The organism is Vibrio sp. Isolate22 (assembly GCF_022398115.1).
In the GTDB taxonomy this organism is placed as follows: domain Bacteria; phylum Pseudomonadota; class Gammaproteobacteria; order Enterobacterales; family Vibrionaceae; genus Vibrio.
The window spans coordinates 13953-27579 of sequence record NZ_JAKEUW010000062.1; the positions used below are offsets into that span (position 1 = coordinate 13953).

Below are 13627 nucleotides of genomic sequence, written 5' to 3' on the forward strand. Positions count from 1 at the left end.
CGTTGGGTTATGCGACGACCAGTGTTGCGGCTTTCTTCATCGCTTCTTTGGTTGAGCACTCAATCACGTTCGCATTGGCAAAGCGGTGAGCGTCTTTCACTTGAATATCGTGAGCCAAGATAATCAGTTTCGCATTTGCTACATCTAGGTCAGTGATGCGGTTTTGAATGCCATTTTGACCTTGTGTTTCTACCTTAATCTTAAGACCAGCTGCCGCACCTGCTTTCTCTAGTGCTTTGGCTGCCATGAAGGTGTGTGCAACACCAGAAGGGCAACATGTTACTGCTACGATGTCGTACTCGCCTTCGCCTGCTACAGGTGCTGTTTGAGCTTGAACTGGCGCAGATTCAACTGTGTCTTCTTCTGTTTCAACGACTACTGGTTTCCAGAAGCCAACGATAACCGCTGTGGTTAGAGAGCCTAGTGCGATACCGACCACGTACATAGGGATGTTGCTTGATACAGGTGCAGTGATTAGGCCGCCCCAAGGTGCGTGAAGTAGGATGTCTGTCATGAAGCCGAACACACAGCCAACGATACCACCGGCAACGATTGAAGGAAGCACACGCATTGGGTCGTTCGCTGCGAATGGGATTGCACCTTCAGAGATACCGATAGAGCCCATGATTGCCGCCGCTTTACCTGCTTCTTGCTCTTGTTTAGAGAACTTGTTTTTGAATAGGAAAGTTGCCAATGCCATACCTAGTGGCGGTGTACAAATTGCGATGCCTACGCCACCCATCAACCATGGTTGTGTGTCTACTTGAGTTTGAGCGAATAGGGTTGCCACTTTGTTGATTGGACCGCCCATATCAAATGCCGTCATACCACCAAGGATTGTACCCAGAACCATCTTAGATGCACCCGCCATTGACGCTAAGAACTCGTTCATTGAAGCCATGAACAGTTTGATTGGCTCACCGATGCCCCACAGTACGATACCTGCAGAGATTAGCGTACCAACAAGCGGGTAGATGAAGTAAGCACCTAGTGCGGTCATGTTGGTAGACAGTGGGATCTTCTTAAGTTGAAGCACCACGCCACCTGCGATGAAGCCAGCTACGATACAGCCAAGGAAGCCACCGCCCATATCTGCCATGATGCCAGAAGAGATCATTGCTGGTGCTAGCGCTGGTTTATCCGCAATTGAGTAACCAATAAAGCCGCCAAGAATGATTGGGAAAAGAACAAGGCCCTTGATACCGATGTTGGAGATGTCTGCCAGCAAGCCGTCTGCTGGAACCGCACCTTTACCCGATGCCATTACCGCTAAAGCCAACAGAACACCACCGGCTACGATGAAAGGCAACATGTGTGATGTACCGAAAAGCAGGTGACCTTTCATGGTACTAAGGAGTTTTTTATAGTCGCTACTGCTATTTCTGTTATTAGAATTGCTACTGGTATTCGTAGCTTGATTTGCTAGGGTACTCATAATTGTTTACGCCTTATGAATTAATTAAAATATTAAGGATTTGATGTTCATCTTTTGCGTTATGGATATTTTGGATAAATTCATCACTGAATTTTCCAAATAGTTCTTGTAGTACATAAATATGATGGTCAGCACCGTTATCTGGTGAAGCAATCATAAAAAACACGGTTGGATTAATGCCGTCTTCATCGCCATAATCAATGCCTTCACGTTTTACACCAACTGCAATCGCAGGCTCCGTTACTGCCTTGCTTTTTGAGTGTGGGTAAGCGATGCCGTCCATTGAGGTGATGCTTTGAGATTCACGAATTTCAATGTCAGCCAGGAAGGCTTCTTTACTGCAGATTCGGTTATTCTCAAATAACATGCCTGCCAATTCTTCAAACAGTTCTTTTTTATTATTCGCTTGAAGGTTGTTATTAATTAAGTTGACGTTAGTTAGCTGTGTGATCATTTATTAACTCATTTACTATTGAAGTTCTTGAATTAAAATTAATGTATTAACCTGATTCGTGAAATAGCAAATAAAAGCCCTTCACTGTACATTTGTACCAAGCAAAATTAAGTGTGATTTGCATCATTCATCCAGTGTGAGATGGGTCATATTTGATGGTGTATTCCGGTGTTGAAATAACTTTCTGTAGGAATAAAAGAGCTGTAGGGACAGACAAGCTCTAGGAATACAAAAGCTGTAGAAACAAAAATGCCCCGCAAAAGCAGGGCATGAAGAGTGTGCTGTGAGTTGTTGGAAAGCTAGCTGTAAGCGCGGGCTACTCGGCCAACGCAATCCAGTTTGTAGCTCTCTGCGTAAGCTGGAATGAACACCGACTGGCCTTTTTCTATCACACAGGTTTCGCCGCACGGGTGAGTGAGCACCATGGATTCGTCGAGTGGCAATAGGATCTCGGCACCTTCGGTCGTGATCTGTCGTTGCTGTGAGTTTTGCACGATAGAGAACTTAAAATCTTCGACTGGAATTTCGTATTCCATCACATCACCTTGCTCAATCGGGCTGAGCAGTAATCTATCCGCAGGCTTTTCATTAAATCGAGTACAAGAAACCAGCTCATTCACGTCCATGTACTTAGGCGTTAATCCGGCACGCAGCACATTATCGGAGTTCGCCATGATCTCTAGACCTGTGCCCTTGATGTAAGCGTGAGGCGTTTCGGCATCAAGGTACATGGCTTGCCCTGGTTTTAGGGTAATCACATTCAATAGCAGTGGCGCGAACAAGCCGACATCACCAGGGTATTGAGCTTCAAGCTCTGAAATCAATTGGAATACACGTTTATCAGAAAGCTTAGCCTTCATCAGTAGCATGGTTAACGCCATGCCTTTTTGCTCACCTTCCAGAGACAACAAGCTTGCAAAGAAACAGGCTAATCCATTGGGAGTTTGGTCGCCCTCGAGATCGTTGACCATAGAATGCAGTTCTGGAATATCAAGGTAATGAAAATTCTCTAGGATCTCGCTGATCGATCTAAAGCCATTCATGGCCGTGTAGTCGGTTAGGGCATATACCAATTCTGGCTTGTGGTTGGGATCCTTGTAGTTACGGTTGCCCGCTGTCATCGGAATGCCTTGTTGCTCTTCTAGTGCATATCCCGATTCCGCCTGTTGCTTGTTTGGGTGAACTTGGACAGAGAGTGCTTTCTCTGCTGCTAAAACCTTGAAAAGATAAGGTAATTCACCAAAGCGACTCGCCACTTTCTCGCTTAAAAATAGGTTTAGATTCTTAGAGATTAAGCTCGATAATGTGGTCTGTTGCCCGTTGTCGTTCACCATTGAACAACCATTTGGATGAGCGCCCATCCAGATCTCTGCTTGTGGCTCACCAGACTGGTTATCAATGCCAAACAGTTGGTTGAACGAAGAAGGGCTACCCCATGCGTAGTTCTGAATCACGTTGGTCATCGGGTAGAAAAAGCGTTGTACGAACGAATCGTTCGCTAAAGAAAAATCAGACATCGAAATCACCATGAAAGGAAACATGGCTTGAGCTCTACTCGGCCTAATGAAATGTGAGAGTAGAGTGGGCTCAAGCCATTGGAGTTGAAATGGCTTAAGCCGCTGCTGTTGCTAGCTTGGCTTTGCGTAGATTTTTAAGCGCGATACAAGTAACCGCAGTTACGCCCGCACCAGACGCCATGCACACCAGCGCTAGCAGTGGGTAGTTCATTGCGCCAAGTAGAGCGACCACTGGACCACCGTGAGCAACGCTGTTGGTGATGCCAAATGAGAACGCCATAACCGCAGCCGTCATTGAGCCAAGCACGTTGGCAGGGATAACTGACATTGGGTCTTGAGCGGCGAAAGGAATCGCACCTTCAGAGATACCCACTAAGCCCATCGCGCCTGCAGCTTTGCCTGCTTCAATTTCAGAAGATTCGAACAGGTCAAACTTACGGCCGATTCTGGTTGCGATAGCCATACCAAGTGGAGCCACAGGAATTGCACATGCCATTGCACCCATGAATTGAGTTTGACCGCTGGCAATCATGCCAACCGAGAATAGGAACGCCACCTTGTTGAATGGACCACCCATATCAAAGCCAGCCATGCCACCCAGTACGATGCCAAGTAGCACCACATTACCTGTGCTCATGCTGGTTAGCAGTGCAGTAAGCGCATCCATCAATCCAGCAATTGGAGCACCGATTACGAAGATGAACAGACCTGCGATGAATAGAGAGCCAGTGATCGGAGCGATCATGATAGGCACAAGTGGTTGAACGAATTTGTGGTAGTTAAACGAGGTAATCCATTTAACGAAGTAACCGACTAATAGGCCTGCGATGATTGCGCCAATGAAGCCTGTGCCTGCGTCAGCGCCATAGAAAGAACCGTTGTTGGCAATCCAGCCACCAATCAAACCAGGGGTTAGAGCAGGGCGGTCAGCAATCGCGTAAGCAATGTAGCCAGCCAAGATTGGGATCATCAATGTGAAGGCCACCACACCGACTTCTAAGATTTGGTTCCACATGCTACCAGCAGGAATCGCCATGCCAGATTCACTTGGTTCGCCACCAATCGCTAAGGCTAGGGCAATCAAAAGGCCGCCCGTCACTACGAATGGGATCATGTGTGATACGCCATTCATCAAGTAACGGTAAAGGTCTGAACGCGCTTGTGAGGCTTTTTCGGCAACAGATTGGTTGGCTGGAGCTTGTTCTGCTTGGTAGCTTGGCGCATTGAGTGCTTGTTTAATCAAGCCTTGCGCGTCTTTGATTGGTGCTTTTACGTTGGTGCAGATAACGCGTTTGCCGGCAAAACGAGCCATGTCGACCTGCTTATCACAAGCCACGACAATCGCGTCTGCACGTTCAATCTCTTCTTGAGTTGGGCTGTTTTTAACGCCGATAGAGCCGTTAGTTTCAACCTTAACATCGTAGCCAAGTGCTGCTGCGCCTTTCTCTAACGCCTCTGCTGCCAAATAAGTGTGTGCCACGCCAGCCGGGCAACCTGTGACACCAATGATGAAGCCTTGGGTTTCTGTCGTGTCTTCGGTTTGAACTGGCTCTGGTTTCGTCAGAAGTAGTTCCAATGCCGTTTGCGCGGAGTCGGCATTCATGAAGTTCTCAATGAAACCTTCTTCAATCAATTTTGAAGAAAGCTCTGCCAGTACTTCAATGTGGTGATTGTCGCCACCATCGGGAGAGGCAATCATAAAGAACAGTTTTGATGGTTGACCGTTATCGGCGCCGTAGTCGATGCCTTGTTTGTGCACGCCGATAACAACCGCAGGCTTGATTACCGCGCTGCTTTTCGCGTGTGGTAGGGCGATGCCCTCTTCAAAGCCGGTATTACCTTGTTCTTCTCGCGCTTTAATGTCGGCAAGAAACTGAGCCTTGTCTGAAATTCGGCCTTGTGCGCATAGCACGTCTATCAGCTCTTTAAATACGTCTTCTTTGGAATTGGCGCTAAGCGAAAGCTTAATCAAATCTTGATTGATCAGTGTTGTGATCATAATGAACCCCTACTCTGTTTTTATTTTGTTAGGGATATTCTGAAATTGATTACTTGCCTTCTGTAGTGAAGAAAAAACGCATTTACTGGATGATTGTTGCCTTCTAAATGGAGTGTGATTTTGATCGTTTAGGAGCACCATGCGGGGTGCGTATTGACAGCCTTTATGAGTCGTTAAAGCTTTTATTGATAAGGGGTTAGGGTGACTTTCTTATCGTGATAACGGTGTTCAAAATCTGGATGCAGACTGGATATTTATTTCCAATACTGGATTTTTGTAACCTAGATCTAAGATTGTGATTTTGCTCAATAGCGCTATGTTTCAGTAAGGAGTATATCTATTCCCGTAGCGTTATTGCTGCTTTTAAGAGTTCGAATAAATGATATTTCATGACCTAATCTCGTCGGTATTAAATGAGCGAGAACCATTTCATAACATCTGGTTTGCGGGGGATTTTCACACGCCTTCAGCATTCAGTTATCAGGTGAACTTTCCGCGTTTAGAGCTGGTGCTGGACGGTGAGTATATTAATGAAATGGAGAGTCATGATCGTAAGATCACCAACGTTGTCGCGAAAGCTGGGGATGCGATTTTCATCCCGCCTAACTGTTGGAACAAGCCGAACTGGGATACTGATTGTTCGGTGCTGAGCATGCTGTTTGGGCGTCGTCAGCTGGGTTTAAGCTTGGTGAGTAAGCGCAAAGGTGAAGAGAGTTTCTATGATATTCAAAAGCACAGTATTCAGACTCGCTCTGGCTTTGCCATTGACAATATTTTGGAGGCGCTCAGTTCATTAGCACGCGAGAGTAACAAGCAGCCGATGGATGAGTTATTGCTGCAAGCGCTGCTGCAATACAGCAAGACGATGTTAGATGCGCCTGTCGAGAAATCTCACAGTCGAGTGCAGGATGTGTATCAGGGTATTTGTATTTACATTCAAGAGAACTTCCACCGTCAGATCACCCGTGACAGCATCGCATCGCGCTTTAGTATTTCCTCTAACCATTTGTCACGAATGTTCCGCCAGCAAGGCCACATGACGTTGGCCGAGTACATCACTCGTGTCCGGGTCGACCGGGCCAAGTTCATGCTTAAGAAGTATAACTTTAAGCTCAATGAAGTCTCGGTACGTTGTGGTTTTAAAGACGTGAACTACTTCTGCAGAGTTTTTAAAAACCGCACAGGACGAACGCCGACAGAGTATCGAGGATCAATCTAGATCTGACATTCTAGTCATTAAATAAGACGTGAAGAGATGTACATCAACAGGGCTTGTAGGTCGACGCTGCTTCGGGTCTTTTGCAAACGCTCATTGACCTGATCGTGAAGCAGGTTTCTGGTTAGGTTAGTGGCCGCCACAATATGCTCTCGCTGTGGCTTTGTAGGCAGTACTAAAGCGATTGCCACGTGGACTTGGCCAATTGGAGAGGCCCAGTCGATTGGGTCATCACTGACGATAACGGCAATAGAGAGGTCTTGGGTCGACTCAAACATCACATGGGGCAAGGCGATACCTGGTGACACACACGTAGACGAGCGCTCTTCTCGCTTAATGAAGGCAAGAATCAGCTCATCCGGATCTGATGGGTGCACTAATTGAGCGAGCCCTTTAAGGCACTCAAACTTGGTCAGTTGAGTTTGTGCTTTAGCATGGTGCCACTTGATGTCGCAAGGTGGACATATCTGAGGCATGCGTTGGATAAGATCGTTAGAGAACTCATGATTCACTTGTGAGCCAACCATAGTGTAGTGTTCGGCAATCACGTCTTTTATGACAAAACACGCGAGTTCAGCATCAATACCTACTGCGGTAATCTGGCACAAATCTCCTCGAAGTAAACCTACCTGTAACATCGCGACAGATTTAGAGAGATCGGCGGTTCGATTTTGAGTGATGTTGATAATGCAGATAGTACTTTTGAACTTTTTCGCTAAGCGAGCAAGCGGCTGCGCGACATGTGAGTTCGCCGTTGGGTCGTCAACAAAGAAGGTAATCTGATACTCGTTCATGAAAGGCTTAAGCCCGGCAATGCTTGATGAAAACCTTATCGACACTCAACAACACTTCTTCCATAGGAATGAATACGGTTTTGACTGGGTCGAATCGGCTTGGTTGTTCGATGTCGATATCAGAGACGATCAACACTTTGTCTGCAAGAGTAATGTCCTGTGCAGACAGTAAGTTTTCAATACCCATAGCGCCTTGTGTTTCAACCTTGATTGAAACGTTGAATTTAGGGGCTGTTTTATTTAATGCATCAGCTGCCATATAGGTGTGCGCAATGCCTGTAGGGCACGCAGTTACCGCTACAATTCTCATTATTATGCTCGGCTTAATCTCGCCACTTTACTCTCTGGTATGGGAAAACCCAGTATAGACCGGGAGCATACCGTAGGGGCGATACGTTTATGGGTTCTGTGGATTTTATGGATTGCCGTTTTTTATTCTAAGGTGGACGTCACACTCTGCACTCTTGGTTACAATAATCCAGTTAATGCACCTTTCGTCCTATATGATGATCGCCGGCACACCGCTAATCTTTTCATCCTATTAACATCGAATTTTAATTTAGGTCGGAAGAGCCTAATTACTTCAGTCTGAAATCAGGCGAGGCAGAGTAAACCATGGATATCACAAACATTATCGAGCCCGAGATTATCTGCTTAGATTTGCAAGCAGACTCAAAACAGGCAGTATTTGAAGAGCTGGTCGAGTTACTCGATCGCGCTGGTAAGCTCTCGAATAAAAGTGAATTCCTTGATGATATCTGGAAACGTGAGGCGATTGGTAATACGGGGTTTGATGATGGTATTGCGATTCCACATACGAAAAGCACTGCCGTTGCTAAACCTGCCGTTGCTGTAGGTATCAGCCGAACGGGGATTGATTATGGTGCTGACGGCGGTGAACTGTCTGATGTGTTCTTTATGCTCGCTTCGCCAGACAACAATGACGACCATCATATCGAGGTGCTGGCACAGATTTCGACCAAACTGATTGAAGATGACTTTGTTACAAAATTAAAGGCGGTCGAGTCGGTCGAAGAGGCTCAAGAGCTGTTTCTCGAAGCCAATTCCGACTCTTTCGATAGTTATGCTTCTAGCCATCAGGAAGTGTACGTGGAGCCGCTCAGTCCCTGGGCGCAGTCTCTTAATCGCATGAAAGAGCATTTGCTGTATGGCACTTCGCACATGATTCCATTCGTGGTCGCGGGTGGGGTGTTGTTGTCTTTGTCTGTGATGATTTCGGGCCATGGTGCTGTGCCTGAAAGCGGCGTGCTGGCAGACATCGCACAGATGGGTATCGCAGGCTTAACTCTGTTTACTGCTGTTCTAGGCGGCTACATCGCGTATTCAATGGCTGATAAACCGGGTTTAGCACCGGGCATGATTGGCTCTTGGGTCGCGGTAGATCAATACAACACGGGCTTCCTTGGGGCGATCGTGGTCGGCTTCTTCGCTGGCTTTGTGGTGAATCTTCTCAAGAAGATCAAACTGCCAGACAGCATGATCTCACTGAGCTCTATTTTCATCTACCCGCTAGTTGGCACTTTTGTAACCTGTGGTGCTGTGATGTGGGTGATTGGTTCTCCGATAGCCCAAGTGATGTTAGAGATGAACCAAATGCTGACTGGGATGGCAGGCTCAGGAAAAATGGTGCTCGGTAGTATTCTTGGTGCCATGACAGCCTTTGATATGGGCGGCCCAATCAACAAGGTCGCTACGCTGTTTGCTCAGACTCAGGTGAATACCCAACCTTGGTTGATGGGAGGTGTCGGCATTGCGATTTGTACGCCGCCACTGGGTATGGCTTTGGCGACTTTCTTGTCACCGAAGAAGTTTAAGCGAGACGAACGTGAAGCCGGCAAAGCCGCAGGCATCATGGGTATGATCGGTATCAGTGAAGGGGCTATTCCTTTTGCCGCCGCTGACCCTGCGCGAGTGCTACCTGCTGTGGTTGCTGGTGGTATTGTCGGTAACGTGGTTGGCTTTATGTTCCATGTGGTAAATCATGCACCATGGGGCGGATGGATTGTTCTGCCTGTAGTCGATGGCAAAATTGGCTACATCATTGGCACACTTGCGGGGGCGCTAACCACGGCGTTCATCGTGATACTGCTCAAAAAGAATGTGGTAGAGGGCGACGAACTTTCTTATCAATCGGCAGGTGGTTCGGTAACAGAAGAAGGACAAGCGGATGTGTTGGCAATTACTTCATGTCCTTCAGGTGTTGCTCATACTTTCTTGGCGGCTAAGTCTTTAGAGAAGGCGGCCCATCACCTTGGAGTTCGGATAAAGGTTGAGACCCAAGGTGCCAACGGAATAGGTAATCGCATTACACAGAAAGATATTGAAAGGGCGAGGTTGGTGATCTTCGCTCATGATGTGGCGATTAAAGAAGTTGAGCGCTTTGCGAATGTGAAGATCTTAGATGTCAGCACCAAAGAAGCGATGCTTAATGCGCAGGCGCTGATCATGAGAAAGGTATAACCCTTAAGCTGTAGAGTTAATCGTCTATAAAGTTAACGAGATCAAAACTAAAAAGACTCCACTTTAGCCCTTAGCTAACAGTGGAGTCTTTTTGTTGATATGTCTGAGTTCAGCATTTAAAAAGGATGATACTTAAATACGTCTTCAACCATTGAGTTAAGCAAATCGATGTCGTCACAGGTTTTCGCGTAGGTACGCAGGCCTGCTATTTGAACTTGAACATGTCGAGCAAGTTGAACAGGTTCACGCTCTTGGCTTATTTCACCAAGCTCTTGTGCTTCGGTAATCAGCTTAGCGAATTCACCTTCCATGACCTTCAGAGATCTCTTCGCCTCTTCTAATAACTCTGCGTGCTCGTCAGTCAGCTCAGCGACCGTCTTAGCCAACATACACATGCCGTTTGGTGCACTTTGTTTAGATTCAACAACTGCACGTTTTACGAAGCTTTCAAGCGCTTTGATTGGTGAGTCTGTTTCGCTTTTAAAGCGGTTTAGGTTGAGAATACCAAGTTCGGTATAGCGAGCAAGTGTCTCTTTAAACAGACCCTCTTTGCTGCCAAAGGTCGCGTAGATGCTACCCGGACGCATATCAATCACATCTTGCAGGTTACGCATGGAAGTCGCGTGAAAGCCCTTTTCCCAATACAGGTTCGTTGCTTTATCTACAACATCTTGTCTATCGAACTTCGCAGTCTTGGCCATAACATCTACTTCATTAATCTGAACATATGTTCAATATTTTATGCTGAACGCTCGTTCCAGTAAAGGTGTGTTTTGCTCGACTTAATTGCCGTTCTTGCACCTTACTGGTGCATAAGGTGCTCGATTGAATGCAATTGATGATGAGCTTTGGCAGCTTTTACTGTGGAATTTTGCTCAATGTCTTATGAAGGCTATTCGTCGACGACTTCGACGGTTTTATGTTGCGCACCGTAATAGGTGCCTTCATCGATGGTGTACATCAAAGTTGCTTCACATTCAGGGCAGTCGAACTCTTCATTCGGCTCGATGGCTTCCTCTTCTACCCATTCCCATCCAATGTGTTCTTCGCAAGCCGGACAGTCCATAAATACCTCAGGTTATGCTTTTTAGTTGATTGAATTGTTAACTTTTCGGGGCGGCATTATACATAGTTGCTGCTCAATATGTAGTGAGTATTCAGGTGAACTTTAGTGTTTGCCCACCCCTTTAGTGTTAATAAAAAGCGTCATTTTTCAGTCACTTGCGTCGGGAATATGTTGTTGCACGGTTTTTGTGTTCGATAAGGTTGCATAGCTAACAGATTTATAAATAAACCAATGAATTTTGTAAGGTTAAATGCTAGCGTTATCGATTGCCGATAACATGGCACGGTAATTGATAAAACTAAAGATTATATGATCTTAGTAAAAGTACACCGTTTTAGAAGTGTGTCTAATTACATTACAGATAAAGATTCGTTAGCTGCTAGGAAATAACAATGAAATTAACCGATATGTCTTTTAAGCAAAAAATCATCGCTTTGCTTATTTTACCGATCTTAGGGTTTCTATGGCTGAGTGCTTCTACGATTTCTAAAAGCGTAGAAACGACCAGTGAAATGTCGTCATTAAACCAACTGACTCGTTTGTCGGTTGTGTACAGCGAACTTGTACATGAGCTACAAAAAGAACGCGGTATGACGGCAGGTTTTATTGGGTCGAAGGGCACGAAGTTTGTTAGTGAACTTCAATCCCAAAGAACCAGTGCGGATAATAGACGTGCGCAGAGAGCCGAATATTGGCAGTCTGCAGCGATTGATTTACCGCAGATTACTCGCCTGAATAACGAAATTAGCCAAAGTCTTAACCAAATCACTTCTATTCGTAACCGAGTTGATTCTCAGTCGATACCACTTTCTGAAGCTTTGGGCTATTACACAAAACTTAACGCAAAATTATTGAGTGTCTCGGCGTTAATCGCAGAGCTAAGTTCTGATGCCACCATCACCACGGAAACCATCGCTTATTACAACTTTTTGCAAGGAAAAGAGCGTGCGGGTATCGAGCGTGCTGTGCTGAACAATACCTTTTCCAAAAACGAATTTGGCCCAGGTATGCTGGTGAAATTCATCTCTTTGGTGACAGAGCAGAATACTTACTTCTCAAATTTTGAGGTGTTGAGTAACCCAGACAATGTCCGCTTCTTTGAGCAGCAATTGAATGACCGCTCTGTGGCGGAAGTTGAGAAGCTTCGTAGTTTGGCTGAATCTAAGATGAGCGGTTTTGATGTCGACCCTGTGTATTGGTTCGCTCAAGCGACAGGTCGTATTGTTCAGTTGAAGAAGACCGAGAATCAGCTAGCAGACTCATTGATTGCGTTGACTGAGAAAAAGATGTCAGAGGCGCAGTCTGCGATGATGATGAGTATCGGTCTGTTTGCTTTGGTCACTTTGTTTGCGACCTTCGTGAGCGTTAAGGCGATCAGCGACCTAACGATGAGAGTAAAAGACCTGACGGTGATGTTGTCTAAAGTTCGTAATGACAATGACCTAACGGTTCGTGCTAAGTACGTTGGTAACAGCGAGCTTGGACAGATATCTTCGGCACTGAACGAAACGTTAGAAAAGTTTTCGAACGTTATCGACAATCTGTCTCAATCGAGCCTGACCTTAGCTTCAGCTGCTGAAGAAACCTCGCAAACTTGTCATTACAACTCGAATACGCTGGTTCAACAACAAGACCAAATTGGCTTAGTTGCGACGGCGACAGAGGAGTTATCAGCAACGGTAAATGAGGTGGCGGCTAAAACTCAGCAGACAGCAAGCTCCGCTAAATTGGTCGATGAGCAGTCTCAAGAAGGTTTGAGTACGGTTCAAAACTCTTATCACTCTATCGAAAAGCTGGCATCTGAAATTAATGACCTAGCGGAAAAGATCACGCATCTACACGAGAGCAGCAATAACATTAACAGCGTGATTGATGTGATTAAGTCGGTAGCAGAGCAAACTAATCTACTGGCATTGAACGCAGCAATTGAAGCTGCCCGAGCGGGTGAGCAAGGTCGTGGATTTGCGGTGGTTGCCGATGAAGTTCGTACACTGGCGCAACGTACTCAGCAATCGACAGCAGAAATTGAAGGCTTTATCAGCTCGCTACAGTCTGATGTGCAGACGGCGTTCAATGTTATTGATAACAGCCAGAAGATGTCATCAAAAGCGGTAGAAGATTCCAGAGAAGTTGAACAGACTCTTCAAAGTATCTCCAACGCTGTTAGCGAAATCTTTAGCATGACTGAGCAGATTGCAACGGCAACAGAAGAGCAAGCGGTCGTAACTCAAGACATTGCCCAGAACGTGATGGCGGTTGAGCAGAAGTCGACAGAGTCGACCACAGGCGCAACGCAAATTGCAGCAACCGCTAAAGAGCAAGCTGAACTCGCGGCTTCATTGAAAGAGATTGCGAGTACGTTTAAGAGCTAGTTCGAAAACGCCTAAACGAAGCTGATTAAATAAAACTAAAAAGCCCGTGAATGAACTGACCCCCAATAGTTGGACACCAATTATTGGGGGTCTTTTTATGTCCAAATATAGCCGAGAGCTAAAATGTATCATTGCTAAGCAATACTTAGATGGCACGTCATCTCTCTACTTAGCAAAACAATATTCAATTTCTTCAAGACAGATACGGTATTGGGCTCAAGTCTTTGCCATTCATGGTACTGATTCATTTTTGCCAACTAACCATGCGGCTACTGCTCAGACAAAACGAAAAG

The 13627-nt window shown here is 45.9% G+C and carries 11 protein-coding genes and 1 pseudogene; 4 read left to right on the forward strand and 8 right to left on the reverse strand.

Annotated elements, in window-relative coordinates:
* Positions 1-7: 7 nt before the first annotated feature.
* From L1D55_RS23015 to L1D55_RS23030, 4 genes are all read right to left on the reverse strand, one after another.
* Complete coding sequence (locus L1D55_RS23015; protein WP_239919001.1) at positions 8-1435, reverse strand: fructose-specific PTS transporter subunit EIIC; 1428 nt, start codon at positions 1433-1435, stop codon at positions 8-10.
* A gap of 13 nt (positions 1436-1448) precedes the next feature.
* The gene (locus L1D55_RS23020; RefSeq protein ID WP_239919002.1) at positions 1449-1889 is read right to left on the reverse strand and encodes a PTS sugar transporter subunit IIA; all 441 of its coding nucleotides are present in this window, start codon (positions 1887-1889) and stop codon (positions 1449-1451) included.
* 299 nt (positions 1890-2188) lie between these two features.
* A complete protein-coding gene (gene manA, locus L1D55_RS23025) occupies positions 2189-3406 on the reverse strand; it encodes a mannose-6-phosphate isomerase, class I (RefSeq protein ID WP_239919003.1) in 1218 nt (405 codons plus the stop codon).
* A 94-nt stretch (positions 3407-3500) separates the two neighbouring features.
* Complete coding sequence (locus L1D55_RS23030; protein ID WP_239919004.1) at positions 3501-5405, reverse strand: fructose-specific PTS transporter subunit EIIC; 1905 nt, start codon at positions 5403-5405, stop codon at positions 3501-3503.
* 379 nt (positions 5406-5784) lie between these two features.
* Here L1D55_RS23030 and L1D55_RS23035 point away from each other — a divergent pair, with 379 nt between their 5' ends.
* A complete protein-coding gene (locus tag L1D55_RS23035; protein WP_008216642.1) occupies positions 5785-6624 on the forward strand; it encodes an AraC family transcriptional regulator in 840 nt (279 codons plus the stop codon).
* A gap of 17 nt (positions 6625-6641) precedes the next feature.
* Here the strand turns inward: L1D55_RS23035 and L1D55_RS23040 are convergent, their stop codons facing one another.
* Together L1D55_RS23040 and L1D55_RS23045 are read right to left on the reverse strand one after the other, a co-directional pair.
* Entirely contained in the window at positions 6642-7415 is a 774-nt protein-coding gene (locus tag L1D55_RS23040) for a PTS sugar transporter subunit IIA (protein ID WP_239919005.1), read from the reverse strand.
* A 7-nt stretch (positions 7416-7422) separates the two neighbouring features.
* On the reverse strand, positions 7423-7725 hold the full coding sequence (locus tag L1D55_RS23045; RefSeq protein ID WP_086714366.1) for a fructose PTS transporter subunit IIB: 303 nt from the start codon (positions 7723-7725) through the stop codon (positions 7423-7425).
* A gap of 305 nt (positions 7726-8030) precedes the next feature.
* Between L1D55_RS23045 and L1D55_RS23050 the strand changes: the two genes are divergently transcribed.
* On the forward strand, positions 8031-9896 hold the full coding sequence (locus L1D55_RS23050) for a fructose-specific PTS transporter subunit EIIC (protein WP_239919006.1): 1866 nt from the start codon (positions 8031-8033) through the stop codon (positions 9894-9896).
* A 116-nt stretch (positions 9897-10012) separates the two neighbouring features.
* On the opposite strand, the gene L1D55_RS23055 is transcribed toward L1D55_RS23050, so the two are convergent.
* Together L1D55_RS23055 and L1D55_RS23060 are read right to left on the reverse strand one after the other, a co-directional pair.
* Positions 10013-10597, reverse strand: coding sequence for a TetR/AcrR family transcriptional regulator (locus L1D55_RS23055; protein WP_239919007.1), 585 nt, complete (start codon positions 10595-10597; stop codon positions 10013-10015).
* A gap of 191 nt (positions 10598-10788) precedes the next feature.
* A complete protein-coding gene (locus tag L1D55_RS23060; protein WP_239919008.1) occupies positions 10789-10962 on the reverse strand; it encodes a hypothetical protein in 174 nt (57 codons plus the stop codon).
* A gap of 392 nt (positions 10963-11354) precedes the next feature.
* Between L1D55_RS23060 and L1D55_RS23065 the strand changes: the two genes are divergently transcribed.
* Positions 11355-13334, forward strand: coding sequence for a methyl-accepting chemotaxis protein (locus tag L1D55_RS23065; RefSeq protein WP_239919009.1), 1980 nt, complete (start codon positions 11355-11357; stop codon positions 13332-13334).
* A gap of 97 nt (positions 13335-13431) precedes the next feature.
* Positions 13432-13627: pseudogene (locus L1D55_RS23070) on the forward strand (helix-turn-helix domain-containing protein); the annotation flags it as partial.